Source organism: Arthrobacter sp. UYCu512 (assembly GCF_040547075.1).
Taxonomy (GTDB): domain Bacteria; phylum Actinomycetota; class Actinomycetes; order Actinomycetales; family Micrococcaceae; genus Arthrobacter.
On sequence record NZ_JBEPPA010000010.1, the window covers coordinates 104,038 to 124,735 of the forward strand.

A 20,698-nucleotide genomic window follows, 5' to 3' on the forward strand; every position below is an offset into this window, starting at 1 on the left:
GCTGGCGGGCACACTGTCCTGGCGGGATCGTTGTTCGACGGACGGATTGAGCCGGAAAGAAATCCGGTATGACCGCTGGCCGATGATCCCTGCGCCGGGCCCGTTTGCGACGGGCCCGCTGCGTTGGTTTCAGAGTACCTCGCGTGCCCTCGGGCGCAGCGGCGAGGATCCCGTCCCCGCCGCTGCGCCCGGGAACGTCAGAACCCGTTCAGCGCCGTGCGCCGGCAGTGATCCAGGACCTGGCCCCGACGATCCGGATGCAACGAGATCAGCATGGACGCGGCCAGGGCACACGCCGCGGCCGCGAGCTGCAGGGGATCCTCTGATCCGTTGAGGATGACCTCGGCCCCGTCCAGGTCGCCCCCGTCGATGAGCTCAGTAACGGCGATCGCTTCGAGACGCGCTGTCTGCTTCGTGCTGGCTGGCTGGATCATTTGATCGGCACCGCGCCCGCCGTGACCGCTTCCTGGACCGTCCCGAATTCCCTGAGGACCGGAAGGAACGCCAGATAATCCGCCTGGAACTGTTCCAGCGCCTCGTCCTCGCGGTTCATGCTCTCGGCCCGGAGGTCGTACATTTCGCTCAGGTCATCGGCTGTCATGTGCCGCCAGGACTTCCGCCGGTCGTCGCCGATCGTGCAGACGGTGTCCATATCGGCGGCTTCCCCCCGGATCGTCCGGGCGAGAACCGTGTTCACGCTCCGCCCCTGGGCCTCGTCTATCCGTTCCACTTCGGCCCGGATCGCGTTCTCAAGTGCCGTCCTGTTGTCGTTGTCCATTTTGTTCGTCCTTCGTTGGTTTTCGTCGGCGTTTCCGCCATGGTCAGCGCACTGTGCGCCGTCCTGCTGTCCTCCCGGCCCCCGCCGGTTCCCCCCGAACCGATCAACACCACGGAACCGCATTGACTGGACGGCTTCCTGCACCCATTCCTCATGTTCCCGCGCAGCCGTTACAGCCTCAGCAGATCTCCGGTATGCCATCCGGACGGATGTTTGGAAGTCATCCCCCGTCCAGTTCCGGAGGGTCTTTGTCTCACCATCAGCTGAGCCGATCGGGTAGGACTGGTCCAGGAGCCCTTGGGCGTCGTCTATCCCGTCCACTGCGTCCCTGATCGCGTTCTGAAGTGCTGTCTGTTCCGATTCCTGGATCATGGATCTGCCCTTCGTTGTGTTTTGCGTTTGTCTTCCGTCAGCGCCCTATGCGCCGTCCTGCCGTCCTCCCGGGCCCGTCTCCCGCCGGTTCCCCCAAAACGTCCCCGACGCCCCCACAAGGTGCCACGGCGGGGGCCGGGCCCGCGTCACCGCTTCGCCTTCCAAGTGGCCTGACCATCCGGCGACCGGCCCCGCGACAAATGAGGCTTACACCGCAGACACGGCACCGGGAGCCCGTTTTTATCCTGCAGCCACCCGTCCCGGCAGATATGCGCCACCGGCACCTGGTCAGACGCCGGAAGAACGGGGAGCCCGAGATCCTGCCGCCGGGCCGCGTCCTCACTCATGCCAGCACCGCCGCGGAGTCCGGAACATCCATGCAGTTGGAACAGTCACCGGAGCAGTCCTGGCAGTGCCCGGCAAGCGAGCCGGTGGACCAGTTGTCCAGCTCCACACCGCAACCGTGACAAAGCTCCATAGACGACGGATCACGAAAGTTAGACGAAACGGACAAAGCTTTTAAAGCTTCTTCTTCTAGAGATTCCTTTCCTGTCCTGTCCTTGCCTGTCCTTTCCTTGCCTATGTCGTCACGTGATTCGTCACGTGATCCGTCACGTGACGGATCCGGCGTGACGTCACGTGATTCCGGAGCGTGACCGTCCCGCGCCCCCACCGCGTCCGGCCCAGGAGGAACCGCGTCCTCGTCGTCCCTGTCCCGGTCCCGTTTGGCACGCTGCCGGTCAGCGTCCTGGCGCTTCCGGAGCTCCAGCCCTTCGAGTTGGCCGCGGCTCGTTTGCGTCAGCTCGAAATCCACGATGCGCCAGCCGGTTTTGGTTTTGGACCAGAGCTCCAGGTCCACGAGCCGAACGGCGTGGCCGGGCCCGGCGTCCGGGATCAGTTCCAGGTCCGCGGCATCTATGTCGCCATCTGTCCTGTTGCCTACTACCCAGAGCAGCCCGAAAACGAACGTCCGGAGCTCGTCAGCGGAAAGCTTCCGAATCCGGCGGTCGTTGAGCCACCGTTCCGGGAGCCGTACGTCAGTCATGCCGTCACGGCCGGCACGCCGTCGCGTAGAGTCAGGGCAGGATGCTTCACCTTAGGGCCCGAGCCGTTACCAGCGGAGCGGTCCCATTTTTCTGCCCTTATGTCGCCCCTCCTCTCCATAATTGGAAGCATCAGGCGGATTTTTGGTCGTCAAAGGCCTTGCTTATGAATTCCTCGATGTCAGACCTCCGGAACATTCGGCGTCCCCCGATGCGCGCAGACTGCGGAGCGGTGCCGCTGTGGATCATCCAGCGAAGCTGTGCGGGGGACTTCCTGAGGATTTCGGCTGATTCATCGAGAGTGAGCAGGTTCACCGCCCGGCCATCTGGCCATTGAACGGCAGTTATTGGTTGCATAGTTTCCTTCCTATATTTTCTAGTTGGATGATGACTACGTTCCTCAATGTGCATGGGTTTTGGTGAGGTGTCAAGTTTCTAGTGGACGGATCACCGGGTTTTCTAGTATGGTCTTGGTTATGGTTGATGAAGATGGCCTCATGGGCATGCGAGTCGCGCAACTCCGGGGAGAGCGCAGCCAGAAGTCCGTTGCCGATGAGATGCGACTCCGCGGCTGGAAATGGTCCCAGGCGACCATGTGGAGCATCGAGCGAGGAGACCGGCCGCTAAAGGTGAGGGAGGCAAAGGAGCTGGCCGAAGTTCTCGGCATTGAACTGATGGATCTGTTCCAGGAACCGGCAATCCTCAGCATTGAGAAGGAAATCAAAGAACTGGTCCTGAACGTGAAGCGTGACCATGACGCCGCCGTGACGCAACTTCAGAAATTGCGCAGCTCACATCAGCTACTCCAGGACCGCGCGTCGGACTCCAGCCTGAAGGATGATGATCGCCTCGCGCCGATCACGAAGCTCGCAAAAGACACGCTAGAGAGATCCACGTTCGATCTTGCAGTCACGAGGGCCAAATCCGGCTTGGGACTCCCCGAAATTTTCTTTGACGAAACGGACTAGCCATGGCAAACATCCAAAAGCGTGACAACGGATCCTGGCGGGCACGGTACCGCGATGGGGCGGGCAAGGAACATGCCCGGCACTTCCCGCGGAAGATCGATGCTCAGAAGTGGCTTGATGAAGTCACCGCGTCCGTCCTTAGTGGGACCTATGTGGATCCGAAGACGGCGCTTATGACCATGGAGCAATGGTCTGTAGTGTGGCTCCGCGGTTACGAGAACAATCGCCCCTCAACAGTCCGGCAGGCGAGGACTCATATCAAACGAATCAACGGTGCATTCGGTCGCCGTGCGCTCAATGGCGTGCGGCCTTCCGAGGTAAAGGCATGGACAGCCAAGCTGAGGGCTGACGGCTTGGCGGACTCAACCGTCTACGCACTTCATTCTCGACTGGGGCAGCTCTACAGCGACGCCGTACATGATGGCTTGCTGGCGAAGTCGCCAGTAAGTCGTAGAACAGCCCCGAAGGCGGGCAAGCAAAGGCCATACGTCGGCACCACAGAACAGGTTTGGAGCTTACATGACGCCATGCCTGATGGCCTGCGACCGGCCATTCTTCTGGCGGCGTTCGCTGGTCTGAGGATCGCGGAAGCTGTGGCGCTGCGTGTTTCGGACGTGGATTTCATGCGCGGCATTATCGCGCCGGCCATCCAGTATCCGGGGGTGGAACTCAAGACTGCAGAATCCAAGACGCCGATCCCGATCCCTCAGAATATGTGCCTCGAGCTGTCGATGAACCACACAAAGTGGGGCAGTGAAACGCTCGTCACCAACGAGTGGGGGCGTGGGATCTCGCCACACCGGCTGGAGCACTATTTCCGTGAGGCGCGGGCAACGGTCAAGGGCCTGCCGGAGGGGTTCAGGTTCCATGACCTCAGGCACTACTTCGCCTCGCTGCTCATTGCCCAGGGCCTTGACGTGAAGGTGGTGCAGAAGAGCCTCAGGCACTCATCAGCGAAGACGACGCTGGACACGTACGGGCACATGTGGCCAGACAAGGAGGAATCAGCGAGGGCGGCAGTCGCCCAAGTTCTGGGGGAGCGGCTGAGCTCGCGGACTGAGCACCACGGCTAAGCGGAGCCCGGCACAACAAAAGGCCGGTCCCGGGGTGGTGCAACCTGGGACCGGCCTTTGCTGTTTCCGAATTCTTGCGGACTCTCCGCGGACTATGCCCGCTTCTGCCGCGTGATCTGGCTAGACGCCGTAGTACAGCTCGAACTCGTAGGGGTTCGGTCGCAGCGAGAGCGGACGGATCTCGTTCTCGTACTTGTATTCGATCCAGGTGTCGATCAGGTCCTGGGTGAAGACGCCGCCGGCCTGGAGGAACTCGTTGTCCTCGGCCAGGGCATCCAAGGCCTCTTCGAGTGTGCCGGGCGCCTTGGGGATGTCCTTGGCTTCCTCGGCGGGGAGCTCGTAAAGGTCCTTGTCGATCGGAGCGGGCGGCTCGATGCGGTTGCGGATGCCATCGATGCCGGCCATCAGCTGGGCCGCGAAGGCCAGGTACGGGTTGGAGGAGGGGTCCGGTGCGCGGAACTCGATGCGCTTGGCCTTGGGGTTGGAGCCCGTGATCGGGATCCGGATACCGGCGGAGCGGTTGCCCTGCGAGTAAACCATGTTGACCGGGGCTTCGAAACCCTTGACCAGGCGGCGGTAGGAGTTCACCGTCGGGTTGGTGAACGCGAGCACGGCAGAGGAGTGCTTGAGCAGGCCGCCGATGTACCAGCGCGCCATGTCCGAGAGTCCCGCATAACCCTTTTCGTCGTAGAACAGCGGCTCGCCATCGGTCCACAGCGACTGGTGGCAGTGCATGCCCGAACCGTTGTCACCAAAAACCGGCTTCGGCATAAAGGTGACCGACTTGCCCCAGGCATCGGCAGTGTTTTTGATGACGTACTTGAACTTCTGCAGGTCATCAGCTGCGTGGGTCAGGGTGGTGAACTTGTAGTTGATCTCAGCCTGGCCGGCGGAACCGACCTCGTGGTGGCTGCGCTCAACCTCAAGGCCGGCTTCGTCCAGGGCGATGCACATGGCATCGCGGAGGTCGGCCTGCTTGTCGGTGGGGGAGACCGGGAAGTAGCCGCCCTTGATCGGGGTCTTGTACCCGAGGTTTCCGCCCTCTTCCTCGCGGCCGGTGTTCCAGTGAGCTTCCTCGGAGTCGATCTTGTAGAAGCTGCCCTGCGGGGAAGACTGGTACTGGACGTTGTCGAAGACGAAGAACTCAGCCTCCGGCGCAAAGAAGGCGGTGTCGGCGATGCCGGTGGAAGCCAGGTAGGCCTCGGCTTTCTCAGCCACGCCGCGGGGATCGCGGTGGTACGGGTCACCCGTGCGTGGGTTGACGATCGAGAAGTTCAACGCAAGAGTCTTCTCCATGCGGAACGTGTCCAGGAACGCCGTCGTAACGTCCGGGATGAGCTGCATGTCCGACTCGGCGATGCCCTGGAAGCCACGGATCGACGAACCGTCGAAGAGTTGGCCGTTGACGAAGAAGTCCGCGTCGACACTCTTGGCCGGCACATTAAAGTGCTGCTGAACGCCGGGGAGGTCGGTGAAGCGAATATCGACGAACTTTACGTCTTCGTCTTTGATGAACTTGAGGACTTCGTCCGCAGTCTTGAACATCTATGCTCCTTATGCATGTGAAAGATCCGGCCATAGGCCGCGTGGTCCAGCGCAGTCCGGCAGCGGGGAAAACACAATGGTGTGCCCCGCTCCTGTGCCGCCGGCAACTGTTACCACCCTAAGGACACGGGATTTCCCCATGGTGTCCGCTTTGTTTCCGGCACGTTACAGAATGCCCTGACAGGTAAACGGTAGTCGCTGTCCACAACGTGGCCTATCCGTGACCAGAGTGTGGCCTCGGAAGGTCCACACTCTGAACAGAGCGGCGCGGCCGCCCAATGCCGATAGGCTTGGAGCGTGGTTGATCGTAAAGACATAGGCTCATGGCTCAGCGGGCCGGACACCTCCGGCATTTCGAAGTACCCGGGGGAGCGACTGGGCCTGCCCGAGTCCGGACCGGGGTCGATTGCCCGCGCCGGCCGACGCATTCTGGCCATCTGCCTTGACTGGGGAATCGCGTTGCTGATCAGCAACTTCGCGTTCGCCGGGGATTCCTGGGCTACGCTTGCCGTCTTCGCGATCGAGCAGGCGCTGCTGGTGGGCACCCTTGGTTACAGCATCGGCCACCGCATCGTGGGGATCCATGTGATCCGGCTCGGCGGCGGCCCCGCAGGCCCCTTGGCCGCCCTGGCCCGAAGCGTCCTCCTGTGCCTGGTGATCCCGGCTGTCATCTTCGACCCTGACCACCGCGGACTCCACGACAAGGCCATGAACACAGTCCTGGTCCGGATGTAGCCATCTGCGGGACGCTGCGGCTGACGGCTCGCGGCTTCCGTGCGGACTCGACGCCCCTAACCCGCGAGCGACGGAGCGGACGGGGGAGTAAGGCTACGTGCCGGCCGTCTGGCGTGCCGGCGTCGGCGTGCCTTTACCGGCGGGCACGTCCAGGTAACCGTGGCGTCCGGCCCAGCGCTCAAAGCCGATCGTGGCGAAAGGGAACACCGCGGACAACCCGGCGAACAGGGCCGCCAGGAACGGCCACCGCTGCATCTTCCATAGCGTCAGCGCTGAGATTCCGTAGCCGATGAAGAAGGCACCGTGGATCGGACCCGCGATCTCCACACCGAGCTCAGTGGTCCGGGTGACCCACTTGAGGAACATGCCTATCAGCAGAGCGGCCCAGCTAAAAGCTTCGGCGATGGCCAGCGCCCGGAAGAGGCGGATCACGGCAGGAGTGGAGGGCAGTTTCATGGCGGAATCTCCAGGTTCGGTCCCGGCGGGACAGGGGAAAGTCTGGTCAGGGAAGTCTGGTAAAACGGAAAAGCCCCGGCGGCCGGCCTTAACGGCGGTTACCGGGGCGTCCCTGGTCTTTGGCGTGTGGCTTAGCGTCCGCGGGATGCCTTGCGGTCCGGGCGGGCCTTGTAGGGATCAATGCCCTTGGGGATCGGCAGGCGGCTGCCCAGCGACGAGATGCGCTTGGAGACCGTGCTGACCTCGAGCTTCGTCAGTTCGCTCTTCATCTTGGTCATCTTCTTGGCGACCTGGCTGATCGGAACCTGGCCTTCGCCGCGGCCGCTTTCAATAACGTGGATGGTGACGTTGGGCAGGATGCGGCTCAGGCGCTTGCGTTCGGCGTCGAGCAGGGGCTTGACGCGGGCGCTGGGGCCCTCGCTGACGAGTACAACACCGGGACGGCCGATGGCGCGGAAGACGGCGTCCTGGGTGCGGGGGTTAACCGCAACAGGCTGCTCTTCGACGATCCAGCCGCGCTTGAGCGTGCCCATAGCCGCGCCCGAGGCACCTGGCTGGTTTTCGATCCGCGCGAACGCGGCACGTTCGGCGCGGCGCGAGAGGATGAGGGTGGCCGCGAGGACGCCCAGCGGGATGCCGATGATCAGCCCGGTAATCCAGTTATCCAGCAGGAACCCGACAAAAAAGCTGACAGCGATGACGCCGAGGAATGCCAGGAGCATCAGCCACTGGACCATCGGATCGTGCTGGCGGGTCATCTGGAAGACCTCGCCGATTTGCTTCAGGCGGCTCGGCTTCTTGACCTTGGCCACTTTGGGCTTGCGCGAAAAAAGGCCACGCTTCGGGGTGTCGGAAGCCGGAGTGGAGTTGCTGGGATCAGGGGAATTCGCCATAGTGCCTTACATTCTACGTGATCTGCGCCGGAGGGCCGGACGCCGGATTTCCCCGGTGCCGGCCGTGAACGGCCTTCGTCGGCGCTGGCTCAGGAATGCGCCGCGAGCAGCGAGCTGGCTTCCTGGCGGGTGCTGCCGGAGCTCTCGATGTGGGCGAGCGCGGCCGGGATTTCCCAGCCCTTTTTGCGCATCGCGGTGGCCCAGAGCCGGCCGGCCCGGTACGAGGAACGCACCAGCGGTCCACTCATCACACCGAGGAAACCGATCTCGTCGGCCTCCTGCTGCAGGTCCACGAACTCCTGCGGCTTGACCCACCGGTCCACCGGGAGGTGCCGTTCGGACGGGCGCAGGTACTGGGTGATGGTGATCAGGTCGCAGCCGGCATCGTGCAGGTCACGCAGCGCCTCGGAGATCTCCTCGCGGGTCTCGCCCATGCCCAGGATCAGGTTGGACTTCGTCACCATGCCGAGCTTGCGGCCCTGCGTGATAACATCCAGCGAGCGTTCGTAGCGGAAAGCCGGACGGATGCGCTTGAAAATCCGCGGGACGGTCTCAACGTTGTGGGCAAACACCTCTGGCTTGGAGTCACAGATCGCAGCAATGTGCTCGGGCTTGCCGGAGAAATCCGGGATCAGGAGTTCGACGCCGGTGCCCGGGTTGAGTTCGTGGATCTTGCGGACCGTTTCGGCGTAGAGCCAGACGCCCTCATCGGCGAGGTCATCGCGGGCGACCCCCGTGACGGTGGCATAGCGGAGCTGCATCGCCAGGACCGAGCGGGCCACCTTGGTTGGTTCGAAAACATCCACAGGGGAGGGCTTGCCGGTGTCGATCTGGCAGAAGTCGCAGCGCCTGGTGCACTCGGAGCCACCGATCAGGAAAGTTGCTTCTTTGTCTTCCCAGCACTCGAAGATGTTGGGGCAGCCGGCCTCTTCACACACGGTGTGGAGGCCTTCCTTTTTGACGAGCTTCTTGAGCTGCACAAACTCCGGGCCCATCTGGACCTTGGCCTTGATCCATTCCGGCTTGCGTTCCACCGGGGTGGCCGCATTGCGCTGCTCGATACGCAGCATTTTCCGGCCTTCTGGTGCCAGGGTCACAGTAGAGCTCCTTCATGGGTTGCAACTAGCGCTTCTTCATTGTTGCGCAGTTCTTCGATGATCCGCGACACGAGGTCGGCGGGGGAGACGTCCCGGCCCGTCTCCTGCGAGATCGTGGTGACGCCGGCGTCGCTGATGCCGCAGGCAACGATCTGGCCGTAGGGGGCGAGATCGTTATTGCAGTTGATGGCGAAGCCGTGCATCGTGACGCCCTCGTGGACACGGATGCCGATCGCCGCGATTTTGCGCGCCGGTCCGTTCCGGTCCTGCTCGATCCAGACCCCGGCGCGGCCCTTGATCCGGACGGCATTGATTCCGTAGTCGGCCAGGACGGCGATGATCACAGCCTCCAGCCGTTCCACATAATCGCGGATGCCGGCTTTGTTCCTGAGTTTGATAACGGGGTAGCCGATGAGCTGCCCGGGCCCGTGCCAGGTGAGCTTGCCGCCACGGTCCACGGGAACCACCGGGGTGCCGTCAAACGGGCGTTCGTGGTCTTCGGTGCGTTTACCCGCGGTATAAACGGCGGCGTGTTCAAGCAACAGGACCGTACTGGGTGCGGTTCCGGCGAGGACCCGCTGATGGAGGTTGCGCTGGATGTCCCAGCCTCGGGCATATTCGACGAATTCCGGGGCGAAACCCAGGCGGGAGAACTCAAGAGCCATGGCATCCAGCTTAGACCCCGGCCGCCCCGGGCGCCGATTCTGTGTCGAATCTCTCGCTCCTGTGGATAACTTCTGCAGGATTCTGCGGTCTGCGCTATTCCTAGACTATGGAAGATCACACCTGGTCTGGCACGTGTGCCCCGGCGGTTCCCGGATACGACGTCGGCCGCTGCCTGGGGCGCGGGGGCAATGCCACGGTGTGGCTGGTCAATGAACAGTCCACCGGACGCGAGTTCGCTCTGAAGTGCTTTGATGCCGGCGACGGCCTTGGCCCAAGTGAGATGGAGAACGCGGTCCGGCGCGAGATCCGGATACTCTCCGTCCTGGATCACGGGCACCTGGTGAAGGCACACGGTGTTGTCCGGCTGGACGGCGCGGCGGACGGCAGCCTGGGGCTGACGATGGACTACGCGGCGGGCGGCTCACTGGGGCAGCTTGTGGCCGGACGGGGAACGTTGGGGCCGGGGGAGACTGTGACGGTGCTGACGCCGATTGCCCAGGCCCTCGCCTACCTGCACGGTCTTGGTTTCACCCACGGTGATGTTTCACCGGGCAACGTGCTGTTCACGGCGCACGGTAAACCGCTGCTGGCTGATCTGGGGGTAGCGCGTATGGTTGCCGACGCGAGGGCTGTGGCCGGGGCCGGGACCGCGGGCTTCAGCGACCCGGCGCCGGTTGACGCCGTCCGGGCCGGACTGCAGCCGGGGCGCGACGTCTATTCGCTCGCCGCCCTGGGCTGGTACTGCCTGACCGGACACCCGCCCCAGCCCGGACCGCAGCGGCCGCCGCTTCCGTTGCTTGTTCCCGGGGTTCCGCCGGCGCTGGCAGCAGCGCTGGAATCCGGACTTCACGAGGACCGCAGGCTTCGGCCCTCCGCCGGCGAACTGGCGGCCGCCGTTCATCGCAGCGCCGGGGCGGCGCCGGTGGACCTCTCGGTCTCGGTCCACCCCACGGTCCTTCCCCAGCTGCTGACCCGCCGCACCCTGCCCGGCACGGCACGGGAGCGCCGCGTGGAACAGCTCCGGTCCCTGCCGGGCCGCTTCCGCCGCGCACCTCTCGCCGCGACTTATCCGGCCGCGCGGCACGCGGCACGCCGCGCACCCGGGGGACGTGCGCCCGGGGGCCGCGCCTCTGGCGGCCGTGCGTCTCGGGGAAGAGTCTTCCGGACCGCCGCCGCGGTACTGGCCGTCGCCGCGGTACTGGCCGTCGCCGCGGCCCTGGCCGGAGCGTGGGGTTTCGCCGGGCTTTGGGCTCCGATTCCCGGGTTTCCCCGTTCAGATGCCGGGGTGGTCCGGGACCCGGCGCCTGCATCCGCCGCGGCGGACGGGGGAACTGCTGCGGTTCCCCCGGATGTGACGGCACAGCTCGCTTCGCCGGATCCCGGAGTCGCCGTCCTGGGGCTGGCGAGGCTCCGCTCGCTGGCGTTCAGCTCGGGCGACTTCCTGCTGCTGGAGCAGGTCAATGTGCCGGGATCGACAGCGGCCGTGGCGGATATCCGGATCAGTGCCCGGCTTAAGGAATCGGGCCGGGTGCTGGCCGGGTTCAGCACCGTCCTGACCCGGGTGGCCACGGAATCAGGCAGCGGCTCCGCCCGTGCGGTGGTGGCCGTCACCGCGAGTACACCCCCCTACCAGGAGCGCGGCGCCGACGGCGCGGTCCTGGCCGAGGCCGGCGCAGGGCCGGAGCAACGGCTTCGGCTGGTACTCGCGCCGGTGGCCGGACACTGGCGTCTGCAGGATGTCCTCGACGGATCCGGCTAGCGTGCGTCCGCGCTAGTCAGGACGTGCGGCCCGATCCTGCTACCCAGGCTGCGGCCTGGGCCAACGAGGGATGCTGCCAGGCAAAACCGGCCTCGCTCAGCGCCGCCGGTTCCATCCGCTGACTGGCGAGCAGCAGTTCGTCGGCGAGTTGGCCCATGACCAGGCGCAGCACCGGCGCGGGGACGCGGAGCAACGCGGGGCGGTGCAGGGCCGCAGCCAGTTGCGCGATCAGCGAGTTTACATCCGCGCTCTCCGGGGCGCACAGGTTCACCGGCCCGGACAGCGGGCTGTCCAGCAGGAACGCATAGGCGCCGGCAACATCCGGGAGCGTCACCCAGGGCCAGTACTGCCGGCCGTTGCCCAGCGGTCCACCCACGCCCAGGCGCAGCAGCGGCATAAGCCTGCCCAGGGCTCCACCCGAACGGCTCAAAACGACGCCGGTGCGTGGCGTGAGCACCCGGACGCCAGCCGGAGCCTCGTGCGCCGCTGCCTCCCAGTCGACGCAGATGCGGGCGAGCACTCCGCTGCCGGCGGGGGCGTTCTCCCGGAGCACAGCCGGTCCCGCGTTGCCGTAATAGCCGGAGGCCGACTGGCTCAGGAAGACCGCCGGGGGAGTGTCAAGGCGGCCCATGGCCGCAGTCAGTGTCCTGGTGGCCCCCAGCCGCGAGCTGCGGAGTTCGTTGATGCGCGACCGGGTCCAGGGCCGGTCGCCGATGCCGGCACCGGAGAGATTGATGACGGCGTCGGCGCCTTTCAGCGCGGTGTCATCAATACGGCCTTCGCCGGGGTTCCATTGGAACTCGGACGGCGAGTCCGGCGGACGCCTGACCAGCGTGCCGACGTTGTGCCCGGCACTGCGCAGGGTGTGGGAAACCGCTGTTCCGATCAGCCCCGAGGCTCCGGCAATAATGATTCGCATGATCCATCTCACCACGTCCGGCGCAGCGGGGATACCTGCCCGGCTTGCGGGCAGGTCTTGACTATGATCGAACGATGACTTCCTCGAGTTACTTCCGTTTCCCGCATCTGCACGGCGACCTGGTCACCTTCGTGGCCGAAGACGACGTTTGGGTTGCGCCCCTCGGCGGGGGCCGAGCCTGGCGCGTTTCCGCGTTGCAGCTGCCCGCCCGCAACCCCCGCTTCACCCCGGACGGCAAACGGCTGGTGTGGACGGTTGTGCAGGGAACGTCACCGGAAGTCGTCACCGCGGAGGTCGACGGCGGCGGCTACCGCCAATTGAGCTACTTCGGCCACGCCACAACCCGGGTTAAGGGCTTCACCCCCGAGGGCGACGTCCTGGTCACGAGCGCGTTCCGGCAGGCTGACAGCCGCCACACACACGCTTACAGCCTTCCCGTCACCGGCGGCTGGGCCACTGAACTCCCGCTGGGCCCGGTGGAATCCGTCGCCTTCGGCCCGGTCGTCGGCGACGAACGCCCCGTGGTCCTGGCCAGCGTGCTCTCCCGGGAACCGGCCTGGTGGAAGCGCTACCGGGGCGGCGCGGCCGGCAAGTTGTGGATCGACGCCGACGGAAACGGCGAATTCGAACGCCTGGCCGCAGAGCTGGACGGCAACCTCACGGACCCGCTGTGGGTCGACGGCAGGATCGCCTTCCTGTCCGACCACGAGGGCTACGGAAACCTCTACTCCGTGCTGCCAAACGGTTCCGATCTGCGCCGCCACACTGACCACGAGGACTTCTACGTCCGCCACGCTGCAACCGACGGCCGGCGGGTTGTCTTCGAATCGGCCGGTGAGCTCTGGCTGCTGCCGGACCTCGGCGCGGACGCCGTTAAACTCGAGATCTCCCTCGGTTCAGCCTCACAGGCGCGCCGCGGTGTGCCGCTGAAGCCATCACGGCACCTCGGTGACGTGGTTCCGGACCGCACCGGCAGCTCCAGCGCCGTAGAGGCCCACGGCACGCTGCACTGGCTGCGTCACAAGGACGGCCCGTCGCGTGTCCTGGAAGCTACCCCCGGCGTCCGGGCCCGCCTGCCGCGCCCCTTCGGCGCCGGCCGGATCGCCTACGTGGCCGACCACAATGGCGTTGAAGCCCTGTACCTGACGGCCATCGCGGCGCCCTTGAACGCGGGTACGCCGGACGGCGGCACCGTTTCCGGCTCGCAGCAGCCTGCGGGACATTTGCCTGCCGCCGCGCCGCAGGAGAAAGCCGGAACTGGCGGGGAACCCGACGCCGGCCCTGCCCTGCCCCGGCCCGTTTCCGCGGCAGCACTCACCCGACCCGACGCCGTGGCAACGGCAACCGTTCCGGCAGGAGCGGCGGAGGGCCCAGCCGACAACAGCTCCGAGGACACCCCAGCAGTGGTCGACGGAGCCGGCGCAAGGCAGCAGGAACCCGCCCCCCGGCTGACCAGGCTCGACTTCCCCAAAGCGACCCGCGCCTGCGCCATTGAAGCCAGCCCGGACGGCAGCTGGCTCGCCGTCGGCACTGCTTTCGGCGATGTCTACCTTGCCGACACGCGGACCGGCACGCTCGCACTCGTGAGCAGTATCGGTGAAGGCAGTATCGAAGGATTCAGCTGGTCCGCGGACTCGGCCTGGCTGGCCTGGTCCGAGCCGGTCACCTCCTTCGGCTCCCGCAGCCGGCTGCGCATCACGGCAGTCACCAACGCCGCAGCGGATGGCACAAACGCCATCATCGATGTCACCGACGGGCGTTTCTGCGACGAGTCGCCGTCGTTTACCCCCGACGGGAAGTACCTCGCCTTCCTCTCTAACCGCAGCTTCGACCCGGTTTATGACGGACACTCCTTTGACTTGTCCTTCCCAAGCCCGATCAAGCCGTACCTTGTGGCCCTTGCCGCGGAGACCGCCTCGCCCTTTGGACCTAGCGTTGACCTGCCGGAGAGCAGCGTTGCAGGCCCGGCCGACGCCGATGAAAGTGCCGCCAAAGACGTGGTTCCGGCCGTCCGGGTCGACCCGGACGGGCTCGCGCACCGCGTTATCAGCGTGCCGGTGCCGCAGGGAAACTACTCCCACCTGTCCGCCACGGAGGGTGCCCTGCTCTGGCTTGACAGCAAACTCTCCGGCGTGACAGGCGAGGGACGCGCCAGCCTGGAGGACAAGAACGCTGCACCCAGCCTTGTCCGCTTCGACTTCGCGCGCCGCAAAACCACCGTCATCGTGGAAGCCCTGGACAGTTACCGGCTCTCCGGCGACGGGGAGAAGGTGGTGGTCCTGCACGAGAAGCAGATCCGCGTTTCGCCTGCCAACGCCAAGGCTGACGAGGAGTCGGGCCAATTGGTCAAGGTGGACCTCAGCCGCATCCGGGTGAAGCTTGATCCGCTCAGTGTCTGGGGTCAGGCGTTCGACGAAGCCTGGCGGCTGCAGCGCGACTTCTTCTGGACCGAAGACATGGCCGGCCAGGACTGGGACTCGGTGCACGCCCGCTACCGCCCGATCGTGGACCGGCTCGGCTCACACGATGACCTCGTGGATCTGCTCTGGGAGCTCCACGGCGAGTTGGGCACCTCGCACGCTTACGTCCGGCCGGTGGCCGTCACCGAGAACGGCAGCAACGGCCAGGGCCGCCTCGGCGCCGACCTCGCATTCACCGGCGCGGGCTGGCAGATCACGCGAATTCTTGCGGGGGAGTCCTCCGACCCGCTCGCCACCTCGCCGCTGACCCGCCCGGGAGCTGACGCGAAAGCCGGCGACGTGCTGCTCGCGATCGACGGCGTCGAACTCACCGGGGAACGAACCCCCGCCATGGAATTGGTCGGCGCCGCCGGACGCGCCGTTGAACTCACCCTGCGCAACGGCGCCGGGCACGGCGACCGGGCCGGGCAGCAGCGGAGGGTGGCTGTGGTCCCGGTCCGGGACGAGGAAAGGCTGCGCTACCAGGAATGGGTGAGCGCCAACCGCCGGACCGTCCGGCAGGCCTCGCAGGGAACTTTCGGCTACCTGCACATTCCGGACATGATGGCCAACGGCTGGGCCCAGCTGCACCGGGACCTTGATACCGAAACGGCGCTCGACGGGCTGATCGTCGACGTCCGCCGCAACCGTGGCGGACACACCTCCCAGCTTGTCGCCGAACTCATTGGCCGCAAAGTAACCGGCTGGAGCATGCCGCGCGGGGAGAAGCCGCGGACCTACCCGCACCACGCGCCGCGCGGACCCGTGATCATCCTGGCCGATGAATTTGCCGGCTCCGACGGGGACATCATCACCCAGGTTGCCAAACTGCGGGGGATCGGTCCGGTCATCGGCACCCGGACCTGGGGCGGCGTCGTTGGTATCGACAACCGCTTCGCCCTGGCCGACGGCACCGGAGTAACCCAGCCACGCTACGCCAATTGGTTCTCCGGCGGTGTGGGGTGGGGGGTCGAGAACTTCGGCGTCCCGCCGGACATCGAGGTGACCTTCCCGCCGCACGCGTATGCCGCCGGAAACGACCCGCAACTGGAATACGGCATTGGCGCTCTGAAAGAAATGGTCCAGGAGCTGCCGACCGACCGCCCGCCGCTGCGCGAGGGCTACCGCCTTCTCCGGCCGGCCCCGCTGCCGGCCCGTGGGTCGGGCCACTAGGCGGCACGCCCGGGTCGTCCAGCGCCCGACGGCGAAGGCCCCCGTTTCCCTGGCTGGGGAACGGGGGCCTTCGCCGTTGTTCGTGCTAGGAGGCCAGGCTGGCGTCCAGGGTGATCTTGATGCCGGTAAGGGCGGCCGAGACGGGGCAACCGGTCTTGGCGTCCTCGGCAAGGCGCTGGAACTCGTCCTCGGAGATGCCGGGGATCCGGGCGCTGAGGGTCAGATGGCTGCCTGTGATCCCGGTCCCGGGGACAAACGTGACATCCGCCTTGGTGTTGACTTCCTCCGGTGTGTGGCCGGCCTGCGCGACGGCGAGGCTGAAGGCCATGGAGAAACAGGCTGAATGGGCTGCGGCGATGAGCTCTTCCGGGCTTGTCTTGCCCTCGGAGGCCTCCGCGCGCGCCTTCCAGGTGACGTCGAAGTTGCCAAGACCGGAGCTGTCCAGCGTTGTGTTGCCGGCGCCGGTCATCAAGTCGCCGTTCCATACAGTGTGTGCGGTGCGTGTTGCTGCCATGTCCACTCCTCCAGATTGTTCTTTTCCCACAGAACCGGCGAAGAGCCGGATTGTGCCGTCTCCCATCCTAGGGAGTCGGCGCTGACGACGCACCGGTGTCCGCTCTCAGAGGATTGTGACCGCATTTGGGGGTAATGGGCCCGGCGCGTCCAGCGTCCCACGAGGGGTGCCCCGCTGAGGAGTGGGTTAACGAGGACGGCGACGCACCCTTGCGGGTCCGTCGCCGTCGTGGCGTAAGTTGCCTACTGCCTACTGCCTACTGCCAGAGGGTGGCAATGGCCACGTTAAGCAGCGCAAGACCGCCGACGCCGTGGGCGAGTCCCTTGCTGACCTGTTCGCCCTTTTTGTACTGGCGCCTGCCCATAAAGGCCAGGACGCCCACGGCGAGGGCAATGGCGAACTTGATGCCGAGCTTGAAGTAGTTTGCGTCCATGTCCAGGGCCGGGATCAGGCCCAGCATCACGATGCCCGTGACCAGCTGCAGGAGTGCGCCGTCGAACTGGCGGGGATGTACCGTGGGTTTTTTCATCTGGCCGATCCAGATACCAACGATCATGGCCGCGCCAATGATGTGCAGGAAGACCATGATGTTATAAACGATATTCATGGGACCAGTGTAGCCAGAGGATTCTACCGAGTGTAGTAAGGCCCATCCGCCGGAGCGCCGCGCGGCCGGCGGTGGAATCGAAGACGGCGACGGCGGCGCAGGGGAGCGGTGGTTTCCCATCGCTGCCCGCACCGCCGTCGCCGTTGGTGGCCTTAGGCCTGGTGGCTGCTAAAGACCCAGGTCCGCTTCGAAGGCGCCTTCTTCAAGACGTGCCTTGAGCGTCTGCAGGAAGCGCCCCGCGTCAGCGCCGTCCACCAGTCGGTGGTCGTACGTCAGCGAGAGGTACATCATCGAGCGGATGGCCAGCGAATCATCGCCGTTCGCATCGGAGACCACAACGGCCCGCTTGACGATCGCGCCGGTGCCCAGGATGGCTACCTGCGGTTGGTTGATGATCGGAGTGTCAAACAGGGCGCCCACGGAACCGATGTTGGTGATGCTGAAGGTCCCGCCGGAGAGTTCGTCCGGGCCGATCTTGCCGTTGCGGGTGCGATCCGCGACGTCGGCGATTTTGCCGGCCAGGCCGGCAAGGTTCAGGTTGCCGGCGTCGGCAATCACCGGAACCAGCAGGCCCTTGTCCGTGTCTACTGCAATCGCCAGGTGCTCGGCGTTGTGGTAGGTAATCTCCTGCTTGTCCTCGTCATAGGAGGCGTTGACCTTCGGGTGCTGCTTCAGGGCCTCGGCGACAGCCTTGGCGATGAAGGGCAGGAAGGTCAGCTTGGAGCCGTTCTGGGCCTGGAAGGAGTTTTTGGCCTTGGTGCGCAGCTTGGCGACCTTGGTCATATCCACTTCGTGGACCTGGGTCAGCTGAGTGGAGATATCCAGCGACTCACGCATGCGGCGGGCAATGACCTGGCGGATGCGCGGTGCCTTCTGCACGGTGCCGCGCAGCGAGGACAGTTCGGCCGACGGGCGTGCCGCCGGAGCGGCGGCGGGGGCCGGGGCCAGGGCCGGCGTTGACTTGGCTTCTGCTGCCGCCAGCACGTCCTGCTTGCGGATGCGGCCGCCGACGCCGGTCCCGGTCAACGCCGAGATGTCCACGCCGTGCTGGTTGGCCAGCTTGCGGACGAGCGGGGTGACGTAGCCGGACTCCGCGGATGAGGCAGCCGGTGCTTCCTGCTTGGGAGCTTCCTGCTTGGGTGCTTCCTGCTTGGGTGCGGCAGCCGGTGCTTCCTGCTTGGGAGCTTCCTGCTTGGGCGCTTCCTGCTTGGGAGCTTCCTGCTTGGGCGCTTCCTGCTTGGGTGCCGCAGCCGGTGCGGCTTCCTTGGGAGCTTCCTGCTTCGGCGCTTCGGCGGCCTGCGGAGCGGCCGCTGCCGGGGCTGTTGCAGCGGAGCCGATCACGGCCAGGACGGAACCGACCTCGGCCGTTTCGTCCTCGGCGACACGGATTTCCTGCAGGACGCCGGCCACTGGTGACGGGATCTCGGTATCGACCTTGTCAGTGGAAACTTCCAGCAGCGGTTCGTCGACCTCCACTGCGTCGCCGATGCTCTTGAGCCAGCGGGTCACGGTGCCTTCGGTGACGCTCTCGCCCAGGGCGGGAAGGGTGACTTCGTGGCCTTCGCCGTCGGGAGCGGGGGCCGCGGCGGGTGCTTCAGCCTCGGGGGCCGGCGCTTCGGCTGCCGCGGGGGACTCGGGGGCCGCGGCGGGGGCCGGGGCTTCATCGGCGGGGGCCGCGGCGGGCGCTTCGCCCGAACCCGACGAACCGGAACCGTCGCCGATGCGCACGAGCGGTGCGCCGACTTCGGCGGTCTCGTCCTCGGCGACGAGGATTTCCTCGATCACGCCGGCGATCGGAGAGGGGATCTCGGTGTCTACTTTGTCGGTGGAAACCTCGAGCAGCGGCTCGTCCACCTCCACCCGGTCACCTACCTGCTTGAGCCAGCGGGTGACGGTTCCTTCGGTGACACTCTCACCGAGGGCGGGCAAGTTAACGGATTCAGACATGTCGTCCCCGTTCTCCTTATTGATCTTTAGTGCGGATGATTGCTGCCTTGGTCGAGCTTAGTGCACCCGGCATTTTGTGCCGGGTGCACTTCGCCCGAGGTTCTTGCGGTGATGCGGGCGGAACTGTCAGCCGTGCAGGGGCTTGCCGGCCAGAGCCAGGTGGGCTTCGCCCAGGGCCTCGTTCTGGGTCGGGTGGGCGTGGACCAGCTGGGCCACGTCCTCCGGGTAAGCTTCCCAGTTCACGATCAGCTGGGCCTCGCCGATCTGCTCGCCCATGCGGGAGCCGATCATGTGAACGCCGACGACGGGGCCGTCCTTCTGGCGGACCAGCTTCACTAGTCCGCTGGTGCCCAGGATGGAGCTCTTGCCGTTGCCGGCGAGGTTGTATTCCTGGATCTGGACCTGGTCGTCACCGAACTTGGCCTTTGCGGCCTTCTCGGTGTAGCCGACAGTCGCGATTTCCGGCTCGGAGTAGGTGACCTTGGGGATGTTGACGTCCTCGACGACTACCGGCTTCAGGCCGGCGATTTCCTCGGCAACAAAAATGCCCTGCTGGTAGCCGCGGTGCGCCAGCTGCACGCCCGGGACAATGTCACCGACGGCATAGACGTTGCCGACACCGGTGTGCAGGCGCTCGTTGGTGATAACAAAGCCGCGGTCGATGTTCAGCCCGGCTTCCTCGTAGCCGAGGTTGGCCGTGACGGGGCCGCGTCCGACGGCCACGAGCATAAGGTCCGCCTCGAAGGTCTTGCCGTCCACGAGGGTGACCTTCACGCCGTCGTCGTTCTGCTCGACGCCCTGGAAGAAGGTCCCGGTGGAGAACTTGATGCCGCGCTTCTTGAAGGCACGCTCGAAGGCCTTGACGATCGTGGCGTCCTCGTTGGGAACCAGCGAGGGCAGGCCTTCGATGATGGTGACGTCGACGCCGAAGGACTTCCAGACGGAAGCGAACTCGACGCCGATCACGCCGCCGCCCAGAATGATCGCGCTCTTAGGGATGTAGTCCATGGTGAGGGCTTCGTCGGAGGTGATTACCTTGCCGCCGATTTCCAGCCCCGGCAGGGAACGGGAGTAGGACCCGGTCGCGAGGACGATGTTCTTGCCCTTGTAGGCGGTCCCGTTCACCACGACGGTGTCGGTGCCCTGGAGCTTGCCCTCGCCTTCGATGACGGTGATGGCCTTCTTGGACTTGATCAGACCCTGCAGGCCCTTGTACTTGCCCGCGATGATGCCGTCCTTGTAGGCGTTCACAGCTGTGATGTCGATGCTGTCGAGCGTGACGTTGACGCCGTACTTTGCCGAATCGCGGGCGTGGTCTGCCAGTTCCGCGGAGTGCAGCAGGGCCTTGGTGGGGATACAGCCGTTGTGCAGGCAGGTCCCGCCGAGCTTGCCCTTTTCGATCAGGCCAACGGTAAGGCCGAGCTGAACGGCACGCAGGGCAGTGGCGTAGCCGCCGCTGCCGCCGCCGAGTACCAGGATGTCGAATTCTTGCGCAGTTGCCTGATCGGCCACTAAAACGCTCCCTCGCGTGAACGATGACACGGGAGTACGCATCATCTGGTCTTGGAATGTCCCTGCTGCGATTATGCCAGCGGGGCCGTTCCCTTTCATTTGTGACTACCGCAGTTCACCTTAGCGAACCACTTATACATGCTCCACCTTGCCATGGCGTTTGTGGAGGGCTTGTGTCCAGA

General features: G+C 65.4%; 19 protein-coding genes. 5 read left to right on the forward strand and 14 right to left on the reverse strand.

What is annotated here, in order from left to right; translation table 11 throughout:
- Window positions 1-197 precede the first annotated feature (197 nt).
- The 4 genes from ABIB49_RS12315 to ABIB49_RS12330 form a co-directional block, all read right to left on the reverse strand.
- A complete protein-coding gene (locus ABIB49_RS12315; protein WP_282359863.1) occupies window positions 198-434 on the reverse strand; it encodes a hypothetical protein in 237 nt (78 codons plus the stop codon).
- Window positions 431-1,150, reverse strand: coding sequence for a hypothetical protein (locus tag ABIB49_RS12320; RefSeq protein WP_282359862.1), 720 nt, complete (start codon window positions 1,148-1,150; stop codon window positions 431-433). The genes ABIB49_RS12315 and ABIB49_RS12320 overlap by 4 nt, the downstream gene beginning before the upstream one ends.
- Before the next feature lie 343 nt (window positions 1,151-1,493).
- Window positions 1,494-2,195 (reverse strand): hypothetical protein, encoded by a 702-nt coding sequence (locus tag ABIB49_RS12325; RefSeq protein ID WP_282359861.1) that lies wholly within the window; start codon window positions 2,193-2,195, stop codon window positions 1,494-1,496.
- 130 nt (window positions 2,196-2,325) lie between these two features.
- Window positions 2,326-2,550, reverse strand: coding sequence for a helix-turn-helix domain-containing protein (locus tag ABIB49_RS12330; protein WP_282359860.1), 225 nt, complete (start codon window positions 2,548-2,550; stop codon window positions 2,326-2,328).
- Between the two features lie 119 nt (window positions 2,551-2,669).
- Here ABIB49_RS12330 and ABIB49_RS12335 point away from each other — a divergent pair, with 119 nt between their 5' ends.
- A complete protein-coding gene (locus tag ABIB49_RS12335; protein ID WP_282359859.1) occupies window positions 2,670-3,161 on the forward strand; it encodes a helix-turn-helix transcriptional regulator in 492 nt (163 codons plus the stop codon).
- 2 nt (window positions 3,162-3,163) lie between these two features.
- Entirely contained in the window at window positions 3,164-4,234 is a 1,071-nt protein-coding gene (locus ABIB49_RS12340; protein ID WP_282359858.1) for a tyrosine-type recombinase/integrase, read from the forward strand.
- A gap of 120 nt (window positions 4,235-4,354) precedes the next feature.
- Here ABIB49_RS12340 and glnA read toward each other — a convergent pair whose 3' ends face one another.
- Entirely contained in the window at window positions 4,355-5,779 is a 1,425-nt protein-coding gene (glnA, locus tag ABIB49_RS12345) for a type I glutamate--ammonia ligase (protein WP_354157120.1), read from the reverse strand.
- A 297-nt stretch (window positions 5,780-6,076) separates the two neighbouring features.
- On the opposite strand from glnA, the gene ABIB49_RS12350 reads away from it, so the two are divergent.
- Window positions 6,077-6,514 carry an RDD family protein gene (locus tag ABIB49_RS12350; protein ID WP_283480650.1) on the forward strand — a complete coding sequence of 146 codons (438 nt, stop codon included), beginning with the start codon at window positions 6,077-6,079 and terminating at the stop codon, window positions 6,512-6,514.
- A gap of 93 nt (window positions 6,515-6,607) precedes the next feature.
- Here ABIB49_RS12350 and ABIB49_RS12355 read toward each other — a convergent pair whose 3' ends face one another.
- From ABIB49_RS12355 to lipB, 4 genes are all read right to left on the reverse strand, one after another.
- Window positions 6,608-6,970 (reverse strand): DUF3817 domain-containing protein, encoded by a 363-nt coding sequence (locus tag ABIB49_RS12355; RefSeq protein WP_354157121.1) that lies wholly within the window; start codon window positions 6,968-6,970, stop codon window positions 6,608-6,610.
- Between the two features lie 131 nt (window positions 6,971-7,101).
- Entirely contained in the window at window positions 7,102-7,863 is a 762-nt protein-coding gene (locus tag ABIB49_RS12360) for a DUF4191 domain-containing protein (protein WP_354157122.1), read from the reverse strand.
- 89 nt (window positions 7,864-7,952) lie between these two features.
- Window positions 7,953-8,960, reverse strand: coding sequence for a lipoyl synthase (gene lipA, locus ABIB49_RS12365; protein WP_226773305.1), 1,008 nt, complete (start codon window positions 8,958-8,960; stop codon window positions 7,953-7,955).
- Window positions 8,957-9,625 carry a lipoyl(octanoyl) transferase LipB gene (lipB, locus tag ABIB49_RS12370; RefSeq protein WP_226773304.1) on the reverse strand — a complete coding sequence of 223 codons (669 nt, stop codon included), beginning with the start codon at window positions 9,623-9,625 and terminating at the stop codon, window positions 8,957-8,959. The genes lipA and lipB overlap by 4 nt, the downstream gene beginning before the upstream one ends.
- A gap of 107 nt (window positions 9,626-9,732) precedes the next feature.
- On the opposite strand from lipB, the gene ABIB49_RS12375 reads away from it, so the two are divergent.
- Window positions 9,733-11,385, forward strand: coding sequence for a serine/threonine-protein kinase (locus tag ABIB49_RS12375; RefSeq protein ID WP_354157123.1), 1,653 nt, complete (start codon window positions 9,733-9,735; stop codon window positions 11,383-11,385).
- A gap of 16 nt (window positions 11,386-11,401) precedes the next feature.
- Here the strand turns inward: ABIB49_RS12375 and ABIB49_RS12380 are convergent, their stop codons facing one another.
- A complete protein-coding gene (locus ABIB49_RS12380) occupies window positions 11,402-12,304 on the reverse strand; it encodes a TIGR01777 family oxidoreductase (RefSeq protein ID WP_226773302.1) in 903 nt (300 codons plus the stop codon).
- 74 nt (window positions 12,305-12,378) lie between these two features.
- On the opposite strand from ABIB49_RS12380, the gene ABIB49_RS12385 reads away from it, so the two are divergent.
- On the forward strand, window positions 12,379-15,936 hold the full coding sequence (locus ABIB49_RS12385; RefSeq protein WP_354157124.1) for a S41 family peptidase: 3,558 nt from the start codon (window positions 12,379-12,381) through the stop codon (window positions 15,934-15,936).
- An 85-nt stretch (window positions 15,937-16,021) separates the two neighbouring features.
- Here the strand turns inward: ABIB49_RS12385 and ABIB49_RS12390 are convergent, their stop codons facing one another.
- From ABIB49_RS12390 to lpdA, 4 genes are all read right to left on the reverse strand, one after another.
- Window positions 16,022-16,450 (reverse strand): OsmC family protein, encoded by a 429-nt coding sequence (locus tag ABIB49_RS12390; protein WP_226773300.1) that lies wholly within the window; start codon window positions 16,448-16,450, stop codon window positions 16,022-16,024.
- Between the two features lie 256 nt (window positions 16,451-16,706).
- Window positions 16,707-17,057 carry a hypothetical protein gene (locus ABIB49_RS12395; RefSeq protein WP_226773299.1) on the reverse strand — a complete coding sequence of 117 codons (351 nt, stop codon included), beginning with the start codon at window positions 17,055-17,057 and terminating at the stop codon, window positions 16,707-16,709.
- Window positions 17,058-17,225: 168 nt separating this feature from the next.
- Window positions 17,226-19,004, reverse strand: a complete 1,779-nt coding sequence (sucB, locus tag ABIB49_RS12400; protein ID WP_354157125.1) for a 2-oxoglutarate dehydrogenase, E2 component, dihydrolipoamide succinyltransferase — start codon at window positions 19,002-19,004, stop codon at window positions 17,226-17,228.
- 126 nt (window positions 19,005-19,130) lie between these two features.
- Window positions 19,131-20,516, reverse strand: coding sequence for a dihydrolipoyl dehydrogenase (gene lpdA, locus ABIB49_RS12405; RefSeq protein WP_226773248.1), 1,386 nt, complete (start codon window positions 20,514-20,516; stop codon window positions 19,131-19,133).
- Window positions 20,517-20,698 lie beyond the last annotated feature (182 nt).